The 15972-nt window shown below is 66.0% G+C and carries 14 protein-coding genes; 5 read left to right on the top strand and 9 right to left on the bottom strand.

Annotated elements, in window-relative coordinates; all coding sequences use genetic code 11:
• The first annotated feature begins 103 nt into the window (after positions 1 to 103).
• The 4 genes from AC5P7R_RS16300 to AC5P7R_RS16285 all read left to right on the top strand — a co-directional run bounded on the left by AC5P7R_RS16300 (position 104) and on the right by AC5P7R_RS16285 (position 3242).
• Positions 104 to 628, top strand: coding sequence for a hypothetical protein (locus AC5P7R_RS16300; protein WP_227854051.1), 525 nt, complete (start codon positions 104 to 106; stop codon positions 626 to 628).
• Between the two features lie 82 nt (positions 629 to 710).
• Positions 711 to 1127 (top strand): hypothetical protein, encoded by a 417-nt coding sequence (locus tag AC5P7R_RS16295; RefSeq protein WP_227854050.1) that lies wholly within the window; start codon positions 711 to 713, stop codon positions 1125 to 1127.
• A gap of 151 nt (positions 1128 to 1278) precedes the next feature.
• Positions 1279 to 2133: a hypothetical protein gene (locus tag AC5P7R_RS16290; protein ID WP_227854049.1), complete on the top strand. Its 855-nt coding sequence runs from the start codon at positions 1279 to 1281 to the stop codon at positions 2131 to 2133.
• Positions 2130 to 3242, top strand: coding sequence for a hypothetical protein (locus tag AC5P7R_RS16285; RefSeq protein ID WP_227854048.1), 1113 nt, complete (start codon positions 2130 to 2132; stop codon positions 3240 to 3242). The genes AC5P7R_RS16290 and AC5P7R_RS16285 overlap by 4 nt, the downstream gene beginning before the upstream one ends.
• A 336-nt stretch (positions 3243 to 3578) precedes the next feature.
• Here the strand turns inward: AC5P7R_RS16285 and leuB are convergent, their stop codons facing one another.
• The 9 genes from leuB to ilvC form a co-directional block, all read right to left on the bottom strand.
• Positions 3579 to 4640, bottom strand: coding sequence for a 3-isopropylmalate dehydrogenase (gene leuB, locus AC5P7R_RS16280; protein WP_021202145.1), 1062 nt, complete (start codon positions 4638 to 4640; stop codon positions 3579 to 3581).
• Positions 4630 to 5208, bottom strand: a complete 579-nt coding sequence (gene leuD, locus AC5P7R_RS16275; protein WP_021202144.1) for a 3-isopropylmalate dehydratase small subunit — start codon at positions 5206 to 5208, stop codon at positions 4630 to 4632. The genes leuB and leuD overlap by 11 nt, the downstream gene beginning before the upstream one ends.
• A complete protein-coding gene (gene leuC, locus AC5P7R_RS16270; RefSeq protein ID WP_021202143.1) occupies positions 5208 to 6626 on the bottom strand; it encodes a 3-isopropylmalate dehydratase large subunit in 1419 nt (472 codons plus the stop codon). Before leuC ends, leuD begins: the two co-directional genes overlap by 1 nt.
• A 60-nt stretch (positions 6627 to 6686) precedes the next feature.
• Positions 6687 to 7466 carry a class I SAM-dependent methyltransferase gene (locus AC5P7R_RS16265; RefSeq protein WP_019662044.1) on the bottom strand — a complete coding sequence of 260 codons (780 nt, stop codon included), beginning with the start codon at positions 7464 to 7466 and terminating at the stop codon, positions 6687 to 6689.
• A gap of 10 nt (positions 7467 to 7476) precedes the next feature.
• Positions 7477 to 9063 carry a 2-isopropylmalate synthase gene (locus AC5P7R_RS16260; RefSeq protein WP_021202141.1) on the bottom strand — a complete coding sequence of 529 codons (1587 nt, stop codon included), beginning with the start codon at positions 9061 to 9063 and terminating at the stop codon, positions 7477 to 7479.
• Positions 9060 to 10151 carry a threonine dehydratase gene (locus AC5P7R_RS16255; protein ID WP_188250320.1) on the bottom strand — a complete coding sequence of 364 codons (1092 nt, stop codon included), beginning with the start codon at positions 10149 to 10151 and terminating at the stop codon, positions 9060 to 9062. The genes AC5P7R_RS16260 and AC5P7R_RS16255 overlap by 4 nt, the downstream gene beginning before the upstream one ends.
• A 96-nt stretch (positions 10152 to 10247) precedes the next feature.
• Positions 10248 to 10499, bottom strand: coding sequence for an ACT domain-containing protein (locus tag AC5P7R_RS16250; RefSeq protein WP_005410947.1), 252 nt, complete (start codon positions 10497 to 10499; stop codon positions 10248 to 10250).
• On the bottom strand, positions 10483 to 12219 hold the full coding sequence (ilvG, locus tag AC5P7R_RS16245) for an acetolactate synthase 2 catalytic subunit (protein ID WP_021202139.1): 1737 nt from the start codon (positions 12217 to 12219) through the stop codon (positions 10483 to 10485). The genes AC5P7R_RS16250 and ilvG overlap by 17 nt, the downstream gene beginning before the upstream one ends.
• Before the next feature lie 39 nt (positions 12220 to 12258).
• Positions 12259 to 13233 carry a ketol-acid reductoisomerase gene (ilvC, locus tag AC5P7R_RS16240; RefSeq protein ID WP_134731353.1) on the bottom strand — a complete coding sequence of 325 codons (975 nt, stop codon included), beginning with the start codon at positions 13231 to 13233 and terminating at the stop codon, positions 12259 to 12261.
• Positions 13234 to 13892: 659 nt separating this feature from the next.
• Between ilvC and ggt the strand changes: the two genes are divergently transcribed.
• Positions 13893 to 15608 (top strand): gamma-glutamyltransferase, encoded by a 1716-nt coding sequence (gene ggt, locus AC5P7R_RS16235; protein WP_227854047.1) that lies wholly within the window; start codon positions 13893 to 13895, stop codon positions 15606 to 15608.
• Positions 15609 to 15972 lie beyond the last annotated feature (364 nt).

Raw genomic sequence — 15972 nt, 5'->3', positions numbered from 1 at the left:
GCTCTGGCACCGTGTAGACGGTCGCCCCACTTCGACGAAACTGTCAGGCTGGTGGCGCCGATTACAGGTACAGCGTCTCTGGGTCTTCTATGGAAACAATCGAATGGAACTGCAATCCAACCTCGCGAGCGCACTTCTCATGGTGGCGCTGCTGTCGCCATTTGCTTCTTCCGCAAGGTCGAAGCTCAACCGTACACAACAAAGCGCAGTGTCCGTCTTTGTCACTTCCGCAACGCTGTCATGGGTCGTAGCGTCGCCCGCACTGGGCATCAGTGGTGTGGCCGGGTCCATTCGCGGGGGCGACAATGTAGATGAAACAGACGATGTTGCAGTGGATCGGAACAAGGCAGGGCCGCGTCCACCATTGAAAGTAACGGGCGTGGAACCCCAAGCCAACGGCGACATTCACATCGCCGTGGAGGTGGTCGGCGAGCCGGGGCAGCACGGCGTACTGAACTGGCCGGCGCGAGCGGACAACCCTGCCAAGGCTCTGCATGCGGGCAACATACTGGCGTTTACACCCAGCGATGGAGGTGCGGGCTGGCTTGTCCGCGATGAGGGCGGCCAGTTGTTGGCATTTCTACCAACGGAGTCCGCCCTGCAGAATGTAATGAGCACGCCCTGGTGAGTCGTTGGACTCTGATTCGCGGCACCCTGCCAGACCACTCTGGTCCATGCCATGAAATCCGTACCCGCGGCCGGATGCAATCATGAAGATGCGTGCCATCGCGAGTGTTGGTGCGGTGGGGCTGCTGAGCATGGCATTGGCCTCGTGCAGCTCGCCGCCCGAGTATGTCAATGCCCTCTATTTCAGGAACAGCTGTCCGCACGTGATTCACGCGACAGCGATCAACGACTCAAACTACGACTTATCCAATACAGACGTCCATGTCACGCCGGGAGCTTCTGCGGTGGTTGCGGCTTACATGTCCAAGTGGCCGACAATCGCCACGTCGCTGGACGAAGGCTTCAGGTTGACCCTTGGCGGTGGAGCCGCACCAAGAACTGTGCTTGCAGGGGAGGTCAGAATGCTGCTCAAGACCGGAAGGGAAACAAGATGTGGCTCGGGCAGCCAGTTCACCATCACCGATTCCAGCATCTGCCGGCCAGTGGATACAGTGCGATGAGATGACGCATTGTTCTTCTTGCCGAATGGGGCTGTGAGCCGCTCAGCTGCACGGCCGTGCTGGGCGAACTCATCTACAACTTTTTGTATGGTGTTGCGCAGTTGAAGATCACATGCTTCGAGGCAGTTCTGCCCACTCGAAGGATTGTTCAATGCTATCGCTCGATTGCCGCTGCATAGCGCGATACCTGTTTGTGCCCTTCACTACATTCCTGCTGGTGATGCCAGACGTGCAGGCCAGTGCAGCCACCAAGGACGATCCGAGTGTTCCGATGTTGGAGTTGGCGCAGGTTCTTGAGTGCACCGCAAAAGATGAGGTCAAGGATCGTATTACCAATGGTATCGGCGCGCTGATCAACCACCGCCTTCGGGAACTTCCTGACGCCGCCACGTACGCACAGTGGAAGGTAACGGGACTTTCCATGGGACACGCCTTTCTGGTCGCCTTGCCAGGCGAGGTCCGGGTTTTTGGGCATTCGTCGGATCAGCTCCTCGTCACGTCTGAGGGGCTATTTGCCGTGCTCGACGGGAAAACACTGAGTGCAGTGACTGATGCTCTGGGCCTGCAGAGAAGGGACGCCACGCACGCGGCGATAACAGCGGATTGGCGCCGACTGGTCTGGAGAGCAAGCCGCCCAGGCGAAGACTGGCGATGGTCTGCCGTGGGGGAATTGGGCAAGCTGGTGTTTCTGCCAACACCTGTGATGATTGCCGGCAACGCCATAAACGCTCTCTATGGGAAATCGGGCAGCTTTTACGTCATCCATGACGGTACGACCGCGGCAAGCGTCGCCAGGAATCTCGGTATTCCGCCAGCAGCAAGCATGGATGGGGGGAAGCGTTTCCGGTATGAGATGCCGAAGGTCATTGCCGACGATGGATGGCAGGAAGGAAAGACGCTGTCGGTGTTCGATCTTCCCCAAGGGCGGGTCTTCCAAGGCTGCGATTACGCCGAGACGGTCCCCGACTGGGGGCCGGAGCTTCATGCTCCGGGGAATGGGACGTGAGCGCAGCGCGAGGCCACTTTCTCTGGCTGTTGCAAATGTCGCGTGTTGGCTTGCTCTGTCTGGCCTTCATCAGCTTCCCGCTGCCCGCACAGGTGAGTTTGCTGGACGGCAACGTCGCGCTGCAGAATCAGCGCGGTGCGTTGGCGGACCTCGCCGCGACGGTTGAATGTCGTGCAGATGAGGCGGCCAGGATCCGTGCCCATGTTCTGCTGCAGAGGGTCCTGGGCCAACAGCAAAAGCTCCCGCCAGGCCTTGGGAAATGGCGGGTCCAGCAGAATGACAAGGGTAGGGCTGTAATCTCATTGCCCAAACGTATGAAGGTGTTCGGTATATCAAGCAGAGAAGTAGTGCTGGACGGGTATGAGAAGCGCGCCATTCTGGCTCGTGCGGATCTGCAGCGATTGCTGGGCGCTCAGCAACTGCAGGCGCTGGCCCTCAGTCCCGCGCGGCAGCGGGATGAGTGGGGGAGGGTGGCGTATGTCCGCAATCTGGGCAACGGCAACGCGCTGCGGGCAGAACTCAAGGTCGTGCGCGATCACCTCAGGGGCGCTGAGACATCAATCGGGTGCACCTATTCGAACCTGCAGCGTTCCAACTGGGTAAGCGAAGATCATCGCATTCCTGTTGATGAAACAGCCAATGAGCAGACTGCCTTGGAGCTGCTGCCGCGACTGTTGGCCTGCAGAGCCGACCTCCAGGAACGCAACTGGCTCAACACCCAACTGCGCCATCGCCCGCGGCGCGCGACGTCCTGGGCTGGAGCATGGCGGTACAACGAAGATCGGCTGGGTAACGAATGGTGGGAACTCCCTGTTGAGATCGACGTAGAGGGTCTGAAGGTCAGGCGCCTCTACTACCGGGATCGGAACTTCTACGTCATACACGTGCAGGAAAGTGCGGGCCTGCTGGCGGATCGGCTGGGCCTCAGCCCGGCTGAGCGCGACGACGGGCAGCCCCGCTACATGCGCCTATACCCGCAGGTGCAGGCGGCCGACGGCTGGCTGGAGCAGAAGCGGCTTGTGGTGACAGACATGCACATGGGCCTGAGTGAGCAGGGCTGCTACTTCAAGGAGGAGCTCGCAGAGATGCCAGCCTCGGTCGCTGAGTAGGAGGGTAGAGCGTGGGAGTGGGGTGAAGCCGGGTCCTGATGCTGCGCGTCGCGCGGTTGGTTTCTGAGTGCCCGCCGATGCAGGAATCGAGTGTAGATATCCGCGGAGTCGATGGCAGGCAATATCCGGGGCTGGTGATGCGCCGATCAAACGGGTGCTTGAAACGGCGGGGTTACGTGAGGAGCCTTGATCAAGAATCGTATGTGGCTGCGCGCAATGTCCGAAAGGAAGGAGCCACGCATGGCGTGGCTGCCTGCTACCTGTAGAGTCGAGCCATGCTCGACTACTGTTGCATGAGCCGAGCATGGCTCGGCTCTACAGGTGTTGCCCGATGGGTCAGCGCAGCTTGGCGAGCACGGCGTCGGTGGCAGCGGCGGTACTCACCGCCTGGCCCTTGGCGGCCAGATCGGCGGTGAACACGCCATCGTCCAGCACGGCGTGCACTGCAGCTTCCACCGCCGCAGCCTCGGCTTCCAGCCCCAGCGAATGGCGCAGCAGCATCGCGGCGCTGAAGATCGTCGCGTACGGATTGGCGATGCCCTTGCCGGCGATGTCCGGGGCCGAACCGTGGATCGGTTCGTAGATGCCGACCGCACCCGGCTCACCCAGCGAGGCCGACGGCAGTAGGCCGAGCGAGCCGGCCAGCATCGAGGCTTCGTCGGTGAGGATGTCGCCGAACATGTTCTCGGTGACGATCACGTCGTACTCGCGCGGCTTGGCCAGCAGGTGCATGGCCATCGAATCGACCAGCTGGTGCTCCAGCGCCACCTCCGGGAACTCCTCGCGGCCGATGCGAGCGGCCACGTCACGCCACAGGCGCGAGGTCTCCAGCACGTTGGCCTTGTCCACCGAGGTGACCTTGCCACGCCGCTGCTGGGCCAGGCGGAAGGCACTGCGCAGCACGCGTTCGATCTCGGCCACCGTGTAGCGGCACAGGTCGCTGGCGCTGTCGGCGTCGCGGGTCTTGTCGCCGAAGTAGATGCCACCGGTCAGTTCGCGTACCACCACGAAGTCCACACCCTGCAGCAGCTCGGCCTTGATCGGCGAGGCGTGCAGCGCGGCTTCATGGGTACGCACCGGGCGCAGGTTGGCATACAGGCCCAGTGCCTTGCGGATTGCCAGCAGGCCCTGTTCCGGACGCACCTTGGCGTTCGGGTCGGACCACTTCGGGCCGCCGACCGCGCCCAGCAGCACCGCGTTGGCGGCCTGGCAGGCTTCCAGGGTCGACGCCGGCAGCGGTTCACCGTGGCGGTCGATGGCAACGCCACCGATGTCGTGCTCGCTGAAGGTGAAGGTGTGGTTGAAGCGCTCGGCGACGGCCTTCAGGACGGCCACTGCCGCGGCGGCCACTTCCGGGCCGATGCCATCACCGGGCAGGACAACAATTTCAGCGTGCATGCTCACTCTCGTAACGTTCGATTTCAGGGACACGGCCCAACAGATACCCCAACTGGTCGACGCCTTCCAGCAGGCAGGTCTGCGAGAAGCCATCCAGCGGGAAGGAATAGACGCGGCCATCGGGCGTGCGCAGTTCGCGCGCAGCCACGTCGATGGTCAGCGCATCGTCCGGGCGCTGCATCAGCGCCTGCACGTCGGCCTCGTCCAGCACGATCGGCAGCAGGCCGTTCTTCAGCGCGTTGCCGCGGAAGATATCGGCGATCTCGCTGCTGACGATGGCACGCAGGCCCAGGTCGGTCAGCGCCCACGGCGCATGTTCGCGCGAAGAACCGCAGCCGAAGTTGCGGCCCGCCAGCAGGATGCTGCGGCCGGCGTTGTGCGGCTGGTTGAAGGCGAAGTCGGCCACCGGCGAACCATCAGCCTGCCAGCGCCAGTCATTGAACGCGTTGCGGCCCAGGCCGGCACGCTCGGTGGTGGACAGGAACCGTGCCGGGATGATCTGGTCGGTGTCGATGTTGGTCTGGCGCAGCACCACGCTGGCCGAGGTCAGGGTACGGAAACCGGCCATCACGCCACCTCCTGTGCGAACAGTTCGCGGGTATCGGCCACGTGCCCGTTGACCGCGGCCCACGCCGCGCTCATCGGCGAAGCCAGCAGGGTGCGCGAACCGGGGCCTTGGCGGCCCTCGAAATTGCGGTTGCTGGTGCTCACGGCCAGCTGGCCGGGCGCGACCAGATCGCCGTTCATGGCGATGCACATCGAACAGCCCGGCTCGCGCCACTCGGCCCCGGCAGCGCGCACGATCTCGTGGATGCCCTCGGCCTCGGCCTCGCGCTTGACGATCTCCGAACCTGGCACCACCAGCATGCGCACCCGCTCAGCGACACGGCGGCCGCGCAGCACCTGCGCGACCTCGCGCATGTCACTCAGGCGGCCGTTGGTGCACGAACCGACGAACACCACGTCCACCGGCGTGCCGGCCAGTGCCTTGCCGGCCTGGAAGTGCATGTAGTCCAGGCCTTTCTGTGCGGCGGCATCGTTGGCGGCGGGAATCGGCGCATCCACCGCGATGGCGGTGCCCGGATGCGTGCCCCAGGTCAGGGTCGGGCGGATGTCGGTGGCGTCGATGCGTACTTCGCTGTCGAAGCGCGCGCCGTCATCACTGCGCAGCTGCTGCCAGCGCGCCACCGCAGCCTCGAAATCGGCGCCCTTTGGGCCGCGCGGGGTGTTGGCGACGAAGTCGAAGGTGACCTGGTCGGGCGCGACCATGCCGGCGCGTGCACCGGCCTCGATCGACATGTTGCACAGGGTCATGCGCTGTTCCATGTCCATCGCTTCGATGGTGCTGCCACGGAACTCGATGACGTGGCCGGTGCCGCCGTTGACGCCGATCACGCCGATGATGTGCAGCACCACGTCCTTGGCGCCGACGCCGGGCGCCAGCGGGCCATCGACGGTGATCGCAAAGGTCTTCGCCTTGCGCTGAAGCAGGCACTGCGTGGCCAGCACATGGCCGACTTCGCTGGTGCCGATGCCGAACGCCAGCGAACCGAAGGCCCCGTGGGTGGATGTGTGGCTGTCGCCGCAGACGATGGTCATGCCCGGCTGGGTGAAGCCCTGTTCCGGCGCGATCACGTGGACGATGCCGCGATTGTCCGAGGCCATGTCGAACAGCTCGATGCCGTGCTCGGCGCAGTTGCGTGCCAGCGTGGCGACCTGTGCCTCGGAGGCGGCGCTGGCATAGGGTAGCGTGCCGTCCGCGGCGGCCGGCAGGGTCGGCGTGGAGTGGTCCATCGTCGCCTTGGTGCGGTCCGGGCGGCGCGGCGACAGGCCGCGCTCGCGCAGCTCGGTGAACGCCTGCGGCGAGGTCACCTCGTGGATCAGGTGCAGGTCGATGTACAGCACGGCGGGCGCGCTGTCGGATTCGGGAACCACCACGTGGGCGTCCCACAGTTTGTCGTACAGGGTGCGGGGAGCGGAAGTCATGCGTATGCCTGGCAGAAGTACGAAATAGCGAACATCAGTAAAGAAGGCGGAACGGTCAAGTCAGCGACGGCGGGCGAGCACGCGCAGCCGCACATAGTCCGCCAGCGGCTGGCCGGCGGCGTTGCGCGGCAGCTCGGCCAGCAGCGCGCTCGCGGCCTCGCGCACCGTAGCGCGTGCCTCGGCTGGCAGGTCGTCCAGCAGCGGCGCGGCGAACACGCGCAGCCAGCCGGCCACGCCGGTCGGCAATGCCGTTGGGCGCGGCGTGCACTCGATCAGTTGCACCTGGAAGCCATGCTGGCGCAGGCGGTCGGCGTAGGTATCGGCCGTCGGGAAATACCACTGGAAGGTGCTGGCGCCATGGCCGTGGGCCACGCGCGCGGCCTGTACCGCCGCGATGATCGTGGCCACGTTGCCATGGCCACCGAATTCGGCGACAAAGCGGCCGCCGGGGCGCAGGGCGCGGCGCACGCCTTCCAGCACGCGGTCGGGAGTGCCCATCCAATGCAGTGCCGCGTTGCTGAACACTGCATCGAACTCGCTGTCGAACGACAGTGCGTGGCCGTCCATCACCTGGGCATCGACACCGCGCGCGCGGGCGGCGATCACCAGTTCCGGCGAGGCATCCACGCCGTGGATGCGCGCACCGCTCAGCGCCAGTTCGGTGCTGAGCACACCATCGCCACAGCCCAGGTCGAGGATGCGTTCACCCGCGCGCGGGTCGAGCAGGCGCGAGACCGCGCCGCCGAGCAGAGGCACGAAGCCGGCATCGATCGCATAGTCCTGGGCATTCCACTGCTGGCCAGCGGCGCTGGCCGGGGTGGGGGTGTCGAAGGCGCTCATGGCGGGTTCCTCAGGCGGTGGCGGGGGTGGGAACGTCGGTGCTGCTGTGGGCGGCGGCCTGGCGCTGGCGCAGCAGACGATTGGCAACATCCAGCCAGGCCAGCGCGGAGGCTTCGATGATGTCCTTGCTGGTGCCGGTGCCGTCGTACTCCACGCCCTCGTGGCGCACGCTCAGGTTGGCTTCGCCACGCGCATCCGCGCCGATGCCGACGCTGTGCACGTGGTAGCTGTCCAGCATCAGCTGCACGCCGGTGGCGGCCGACAGCGCGCCGAACAGCGCATCGACCGGGCCGTCGCCCTGTGCGGTTTCGGCCACGCGGTTGCCGTCCGGGTCGGACAGTTCGACCAGCGCGTTGGCGCGGCTGCCCACATCGCTGATGGTCATCGAGGCCAAGCGGTAGCCCTGTGCATTGGAGCCGCCCTGCATCAGCGTCTGCAGGTCGGCATCGGTGACCACGCGCTGCTGCTCGCACAGGCCCTTGAACTGCTCGAATACCAGCTTCAGTTCGTCTTCGTCCAGCCAGAAACCCAGCGCGCGCAGGCGCGCTTCGACGGCGGCGCGACCGCTGTGGCGGCCCAGCACCATCTGCGAATCCTCCCAGCCCACGTCTTCCGGACGCATGATTTCGTAGGTGCCGCGATGGCGCAGCATGCCGTGCTGGTGGATGCCCGATTCGTGGGCAAAGGCATTGGCACCGACGATGGCCTTGTTGCGCTGTACCGGCATGCCGACCAGGCGCTGCAGCAGCTGCGAGGTGCCGACGATGCGCGGGGTGTTGATCGAACTGTCCTGCTCGTAGAAGGCCTGGCGCACCTTCAGCACCATCGCGATCTCTTCCAGCGAGCAGTTGCCGGCGCGCTCGCCGATGCCGTTGATGGTGCACTCGACCTGGCGCGCGCCACCTTCGATGGCGGCCAGCGAGTTGGCCACGGCCAGGCCCAGGTCGTTGTGGCAGTGCGCGCTGAAGATCACATTGGCGGCGTTCGGAACGTCGGCGACGCCGGCGATGACCTGCTGGAACATCGCGCGGATTTCTTCCGGCGTGGTGAAGCCGACGGTGTCGGGCAGGTTGATGGTGGTGGCGCCGGCGGCAATGGCCACGCGCGAGACTTCGATCAGGTAGTCCAGCTCGGTGCGGGTGGCATCCTCGGCCGAGAATTCGACATCGTCGATGTACGAGCGTGCCAGCGATACATGCTTGCGTACCGATTCCAGCACCTGCTCGCGGGTCATCCGCAGCTTGTGCTCGCGGTGCAGCGGGCTGGTCGACAGGAACACGTGCAGGCGCGGGTTGGCCGCGGCTTCCAGTGCACGCGCCGAGGTCTCGATATCGGCCTGCAGGCAGCGCGACAGCACCGCCAGGCTCAGGCTCGGTCGGCGCAGTTCGCGGCCGATCAGTGCCATCGCCTCGCGGTCGGACTGCGAGCTGGCCGGGAAGCCGGTTTCGATGATGTCCACACCCAGTTCGTCCAGCGCACGCGCCATCACCAGCTTCTGCGGCGGGCTCATGCTGCAGCCGGGGGACTGCTCGCCGTCACGCAGGGTGGTGTCGAAGATGCGGATGCGCGGGGTGGTAATTCGTTCGATGGTGGTCACAGGGAAATCTCCTCGACAGCGGGCGTTGCGGCTTGCAGGTGGGAAGGGGAAGAGGTGGGGGAGGACGGCGCGCTGGCCCTGGCGGGCGAGCGGGGTGTTTCGCTGCGCCGTCGCCGCGGTTTGCGCGGCGGGCGCGGCCGGATGTCGGTAAGCAGGCCGGCCAGCACGCCGGCATCGATGTTGCCGCCGGAGACCACTGCGCACTTGCGGCGGCCCGCGACGCGGCGGCCGGCAGCCAGCGCCAGCGCGCCGGCGCCCTCGGCGATGATGTGTTCTTCCAGCGCCAGCCGCACCAGGGTTTCGCGCAGCTCGGCTTCGCGCACGATCACCACGTCGTCCAGCAGCGAGGTGCACAGGCGGCGGGTCAGGAAGCCGGGGATCTTCACTCGCACGCCATCGGCCAGCGAGGCGACGGGGGCGATCTCGCGGGCATCGCCACGGATCGCGCGCGCCATCGAATCAACGCCTTCTACCTGTGCACCAACCACGCGCACGCCCTGTGATTTCAGCGCCAGGGCTACGCCGGAGGCCAGTCCACCGCCGCCGATCGGCACGATCACCACGTCAGGGGCATGCGCGGCCAGTTCGATGCCGACCGTGCCCTGGCCGGCGATCACGTCGGCATCATCGAACGCGGACAGGAAGCGGTAGCCGTGGCGCCGCGCCAGTTCGACCGCGAAGGCGTAGGCCTCGTCGTAGCTGTTGCCGTGCTGGCGCACGGTGGCGCCCCAGTGGGCGACGCCGGCAATCTTGGTGGCGGGTGCACCATGGGGCATCACAGTGATGGCCGGCACATCCAGGCGATAGGCCGCCCACGCAACGCCCTGGGCGTGGTTGCCGGCCGAGGCGCAGATCACCGGCCGGGTATCGCCGCGCTCGCGGCCGGCCAGCAGCGCGTTCAACGCGCCGCGCACCTTGTAGGAACCGGTGCGCTGCAGGTTCTCCAGCTTCAGCCAGGTACCGAAGCGCTCGGCATGGTGCAGCGGAGTGGGCGGCAGGAAGCGGCGCAGTCGGGCCTGCGCCGCCAGTACGTCGGCAACGCTTACGTCGCCGGCATCGCTTTCCTGGCTGGTGTCAGCGGCCGGCATGGGCCACCAGCGCGGTGCGGGCGACCGCCGCATGCGGGCACGGGCGGCGAAGAAGACGCCTCCGTACCGGCACCGTGGTCGCTACGGTACGGGTGTTCATGGCGATACTCCTTCCACGGCGGTGACCTGTACGGACACGCAGTCGTAGATCTTCTCGATCTGCCGGCACAGCGTTTCCGCCGGGCGCTGGCCATCCACGACCAGCTGCAGGTGCCAGCGGCCATCGTCGGCAGCTACCGGCGCGCCGCTGATCGCACGCGGCGCGAAGCCGCGACGTTCGGCCATGCCGATCACGCGCAGCAGCGCGCCTTCGGCCGGGTGCAGCACCAGGTCAAGCCGGTATTGCATTGGGGGTCTCCTGGCGGGCATGGGCGGGATTGCTTTCCAGCATCGTGCTGTTGGCGGTGTTCGGCGGCACCAGCGGCCACACGTTGGCGCGTGCATCGATGGCCACATGCAGCAGGGCCGGGCCCGGCTCGGCCAGCAGCGCGGCCAGGCCGCCTTCCACGTCGTCGCGGTTGTCGATGCGGGTGGCGGCGATGCCGAACACCTGCGCCAATGCCACGAAGTCCGGGTTGTCGGACAGATCGATCTCGCTGTAACGCTCGGCGAAAAACAGTTCCTGCCACTGCCGCACCATGCCCAGCGAACTGTTGTCCAGCAGCACGATCTTCACCGGCAGGCGGCAGCGGGCGATGGTCGCCAGCTCCTGCACGTTCATCATGAAGCTGCCATCGCCGGACACCAGCACCACGGTGCGGTCGGGGCAGGCAAACTGCGCACCCATCGCCGCCGGCAGGCCGAAGCCCATGGTGCCCAGCGCGCCGCTGGTCAGGTGGTTGCGCGGGTGGTTGAAGCGGCAGTGCTGGGCCACCCACATCTGGTGCTGGCCGACATCGCAGGCGATCACCGCATCGGCCGGGGCCAGCTCGCTCAGGCGCTTCAGCAACGCCGGTGCGTAGATGTGCTGGCCCGGTGCGTCGTAGCGTGCGGCGAAGCGATCGCGATGCTGCGCACAGCGCTTGCGCCACGCCTCCTGGTGGGCCTTGGGGGAGGGGAAGGCCGCACGCAGGGCGCGGATGGCGTGACCGACGTTGCCAGGCACGGCGACATCGGCGCTGCGCAGCTTGGAGATCTCGTAGGCGTCCGCATCGATGTGGACCACACGGGCGAACGGGGCGAACTCGGCCAGCTTGCCGGTGGCACGGTCGTCGAAACGCGCCCCCAGCACCAGCAGCAGGTCGCTTTCCTGCACCGCCATGTTGGCCGCGCGAGTGCCGTGCATGCCCAGCATGCCCAGCGACTGCGGATGGCTGGCCGGCAGGGCACCCAGGCCGCGCAGGGTCATCACGGTGGGGATGGCACTGGCCTCGACGAAGTCGCGCAGGTCCTGCACGGCATCGCCCAGCGCGATGCCGCCACCGGCGTAGACCACCGGCTTCTCGGCTGCGGCCAGCGCGGCGATGGCCTCGGCGATGGCGGCCTCGGCCGGCGCCGGCGGCGGTTCGACGCTGCTGGGCACATGCGCCGGCAGATGGCTGGCATCGGCCAACTGCACATCCTTGGGCAGGTCGATCAGCACCGGGCCGGGGCGACCCTCACGGGCAATGCGGAACGCATCGGCCACCACGCGCGGCAGGTCATCGACGCTGCGCACCAGCCAGCTGTGCTTGACGATCGGCATCGTCAGGCCGAACACATCCAGTTCCTGGAAGGCGTCGGTGCCCAGCAGCGGCGTGCCGACCTGGCCGGTGATGCAGACCATCGGTACCGAATCGAGCATCGCATCGGCAATGCCGGTGACCAGGTTCGAGGCGCCCGGGCCGGATGTGGCCACGCAGACGCCGACCTGGTTGCTGGCGCGGGCGAAGCCGTTGGCGGCCAGCGCCGCGCCCTGCTCATGGCGTACCAGGATGTGCTTCAGCGACGAATCCACCAGCGCGTCGTAGAACGGCATGATGGTGCCACCTGGATAGCCGAACAGCGTGCCGACGCCTTCGGCCTCCAGCGCCTGGGTCAGCCAGCGCGCGCCGTTGGGCGGCGCGCTGCGATGTGTCGAAGAGTTCATGGGGGAACCTTGCAAAGCGGGTGGGGGAGGGCCGCGCGTTTACGCGGCCTGTCCTTGCAACCAGACCATCTTGGCGCGCAGTTCCTTGCCCACCTTCTCGATCGGGTGCTCCAGGTCGGCCTGCTTGAACCTGTTGTAGTTCGGCAGGCCCGCTTCGTACTCGGCCACCCAGTTCTTGGTGAAGGTGCCGTCCTGGATGTCCTTCAGTACTTCCTTCATGCGTTCCTTGGTGCCGGCATCGATCACACGCGGGCCGCTGACGTAGTCGCCGTACTGCGCGGTCTCGGAGATGAACTCCAGCATGCGCGAGATGCCACCTTCGTAGAACAGGTCCACGATCAGCTTCAGTTCGTGCAGCACTTCGTAATAGGCGATTTCCGGCTGGTAACCCGCTTCCACCAGGGTCTCGAAGCCCGCCTGCACCAGCGCCGAAGCGCCACCGCACAGCACCGCCTGCTCGCCGAACAGATCAGTTTCGGTCTCTTCCTTGAAGGTGGTCTGGATCAGGTTGGCGCGGGCGCCGCCGAGGCCGGCTGCATAGGCCAGGGCGTACTCAGCCGCCTTGCCGCTCTTGTCCTGGTAAACCGCCCAGATGCACGGCACGCCGCGGCCGATTTCATACTCGCGGCGGACCAGCGCACCAGGGCCCTTGGGCGCGACCAGCACCACGTCCAGGTCCTCGCGCGGCTTGATCATGTCGAAATGAACGTTCAGGCCGTGCGCGAACAACAGCACCGCACCCTGCTTCATGTTCGGTGCCAGCACGTCGTCGTACAGCTTCTTCTGCACCATGTCCGGGGTCAGCACGGCGACCAGGTCGGCGTCCTTCACTGCATCGGCAGGCGCCTTGACGGCGAAGCCATCGGCCTGCGCCTTCACCTCGGTCGGGCCGCCCGGACGCAGGCCTACCACCACGTCGAAGCCGGATTCGCGCAGGTTCAGTGCGTGGGCGCGGCCCTGGCTGCCGTAGCCGATGACGGCGATCTTGGTCTGGGGCAGGTCGTTGGTGCTCATGGGGGAGGTTCCTTGCGGTGGGAAGAAAAAAGAACGGCCGGTCGTCGAGGTGACGTACCGGCCGGTCAGGGAAAAGCGATGGAGGAGGCGCTGCGCATCGCACAGGCACAGCCACCACGAGGCGTGGTGGTGGTCTGGGGCCGGGCTTTGCACTGAGCGTTGGTCATGGTGGTTGCGTCTGAAACCAGGTCCTGAAATGAAAAAACCCGCACCGGGGCGGGTGCGGGTTTTGATGAGTTCCGGTGTGTTTGTTGCTTACACGCTGGCTCGTCCCGCACCTGGTGGCTGGGTAATAAGTACGAGCACAAGAATCGAACGCAGCGAGGCGGCGCCGGTGTCGGCGGCTTCAATGTGGGTTCGCAGGGGCGTGTTGTGATGCAACATGTGATCGAGAGAAACACAGCCGTTTTGGCGGTGTCAACCCTCGCGACGGTTTTTTTATCGGTTTCCAGTGAATCCAGCGCAATCGCTTGCGGCACAAGGATGGTTGCTGCTGAAAGTGTTTCGGTGAACCCGAATTCACTCCTTTCTGGGTGGTTTTTGCGCGGAATCCGTTGAATTCTTCCACCCCAGGATCAACGTCCATGACGTCTGTCCGATACCGCGTGAAGGCCGCAGCGGCGAAGATCGGGGAACCACCCGTCCATCGGAACTCGACCGTGTCCCGACGCCTTGCCCGTTCCCTGCTCGCCGCCGTGCTGGCTGCCGTGCCCGCGCTGTCCTTTGCCGCCGACCGCATTACCGGCCACACCTTCGCCTCCCGTTCGGAGGTGATCGCCCCCCATGCGATGGCCGCCACCTCGCAGCCGCTGGCCACCCAGATCGCGCTGGACGTGATGAAGGGCGGTGGCTCGGCGGTGGATGCCGCCATCGCGGCCAACGCAGCGCTGGGCCTGATGGAGCCCACCGGCAACGGCATCGGCGGCGACCTGTTCGCCATCGTCTGGGACCCGAAGACGCAGAAGCTCTATGGCTACAACGGCTCGGGGCGCTCGCCGAAATCGCTCACCCTGGCCGAGTTCCAGCGCCGTGGCCTGAAGGACATTCCGGCCACCGGCCCGCTGCCGGTGTCGGTGCCCGGCGCGGTCGATGGTTGGTTCGCGCTGCACGAACGCTTCGGCCGCAAGCCAATGGCCGACAACCTGGCGCCGGCCATCCGCTACGCCCGCGAGGGCCACCCGGTGGCCGAAGTGATCGCCTACTACTGGGACCGCTCGGTACCCAAGCTGTCGCAGTACCCGGGCTTCAAGGAGCAGTTCACGATCAACGGCCACGCCCCGCGCAAGGGCGAGATGTGGAAGAACCCGAATCTGGCCAGCACGCTGCAGAAGATCGCCGATGGCGGACGCGACGCCTTCTACAAGGGTGACATCGCCCGCACCATCGGCGACTATTTCAAGGCCAACGGTGGCTACCTGAGCTATCAGGACATGGCCGAGCACCACGGTGAATGGGTCGAGCCGGTCAGCAGCAACTACCGTGGCTACGACGTCTGGGAGCTGCCACCCAACAGCCAGGGCATTGCCGCGCTTCAGATCCTCAACGTGCTGGAAGGCTACGATTTCTCGAAGATCCCGTTCGGCTCACCCGAGCACGTGCACCTGTTCGTCGAAGCGAAGAAGCTGGCCTTCGCCGACCGTGCACGCTTCTACGCCGACATGGCATTCCAGCCGGCGCCGGTGCAGAAGCTGATCTCCAAGGAGTACGCCGCGCAGCGCCGCGCGCTGATCTCGATGGACAAGGCGTTGAAGGAAGTGCAGCCGGGCACGCCGAAGCAGCTGGAGGAGGGCGACACGATCTACATGACCGTGGCCGACGCCGACGGCATGATGGTCTCGCTGATCCAGTCCAACTACCGCGGCATGGGCAGCGGCATGGCGCCGCCGGGGCTGGGCTTCATCCTGCAGGATCGTGGCGAGATGTTCGTGCTGCAGGAGAACCATCCCAACGGCTACGCGCCGGGCAAGCGCCCCTTCCAGACCATCATTCCGGCGTTCATCACCAAGGGCGGCAAGCCGTATGCCAGCTTCGGCGTGATGGGCGGCGCGATGCAGCCGCAGGGCCACGCGCAGATCGTGATGAACCTGGTGGACTTCGGCATGAACCTGCAGGAAGCCGGTGATGCGCCGCGCATCCAGCACGAAGGCTCGACTGAACCGACGGGTCAGGCCACGGCGATGACCGACGGTGGTGAAGTGAATCTGGAAACCGGCTTCCCGTACGAGACGGTGCGCGCGCTGATGCGCAAGGGGCATCGCATCGTGTTCGCCGATGGCCCGTATGGCGGGTACCAAGCGATCATGCGTGATCCCGAGACCGGGGTTTACTACGGTGCTTCGGAGAGCCGCAAGGATGGGCAGGCGGCGGGGTATTGAGGTTTTCCGGCCACCGGGCTGAGCCCCCTCTGCGGTGGTGAGGGTTTCAGTGATGCTTGGTTTGGCCGGGCGGGTGGATTGTCTGGGGGCCGCTGCAAGTACGTCCATGTAAGCTCGGTCGCCGCTTGCTCGTGTGCACTGTCCTGCGCACACGGCAAGACCGGGGTTGGGCATCCGGCCCAACCCGCCCGAGGCATGCCTCGGGCCCATGCGGCTCACGCCCCCAGCCAACCCACCCGCCCGGCCACGGACAGTTTCCTGCGGCCGCCACCGCAGGAAGAGAAAGAAGAAGATCAAGAGCAAAGGCAACAGCAACAGCAACAGCCGCGCGCTGTGGGTTGGGGTCGGACCCGTTTTCCGAAGG

The sequence above is a fragment of the Stenotrophomonas sp. YJH_SMC_27 genome (genome assembly GCF_059369815.1).
The sequence above is the reverse complement of the archived record's forward strand: the minus strand, read 5'-3'. Positions and strand labels throughout refer to the sequence as shown.

Excerpts from the sequence above, each read along its gene's own strand:
- leuD (WP_021202144.1), bottom strand. The coding sequence starts at position 5,208 with ATGGCCGGTTTCCGTACCCTGACCTCGGCCAGCGTGGTGCTGCGCCAG.
- AC5P7R_RS16255 (WP_188250320.1), bottom strand. The coding sequence starts at position 10,151 with ATGCCGGCCGCTGACACCAGCCAGGAAAGCGATGCCGGCGACGTAAGC.
- ilvC (WP_134731353.1), bottom strand. The coding sequence starts at position 13,233 with ATGAGCACCAACGACCTGCCCCAGACCAAGATCGCCGTCATCGGCTAC.
- AC5P7R_RS16250 (WP_005410947.1), bottom strand. The coding sequence starts at position 10,499 with ATGCAATACCGGCTTGACCTGGTGCTGCACCCGGCCGAAGGCGCGCTG.
- AC5P7R_RS16265 (WP_019662044.1), bottom strand. The coding sequence starts at position 7,466 with ATGAGCGCCTTCGACACCCCCACCCCGGCCAGCGCCGCTGGCCAGCAG.
- AC5P7R_RS16290 (WP_227854049.1), top strand. The coding sequence starts at position 1,279 with ATGCTATCGCTCGATTGCCGCTGCATAGCGCGATACCTGTTTGTGCCC.
- leuB (WP_021202145.1), bottom strand. The coding sequence starts at position 4,640 with ATGCACGCTGAAATTGTTGTCCTGCCCGGTGATGGCATCGGCCCGGAA.
- AC5P7R_RS16300 (WP_227854051.1), top strand. The coding sequence starts at position 104 with ATGGAACTGCAATCCAACCTCGCGAGCGCACTTCTCATGGTGGCGCTG.
- leuC (WP_021202143.1), bottom strand. The coding sequence starts at position 6,626 with ATGACTTCCGCTCCCCGCACCCTGTACGACAAACTGTGGGACGCCCAC.
- ilvG (WP_021202139.1), bottom strand. The coding sequence starts at position 12,219 with ATGAACTCTTCGACACATCGCAGCGCGCCGCCCAACGGCGCGCGCTGG.
- AC5P7R_RS16295 (WP_227854050.1), top strand. The coding sequence starts at position 711 with ATGAAGATGCGTGCCATCGCGAGTGTTGGTGCGGTGGGGCTGCTGAGC.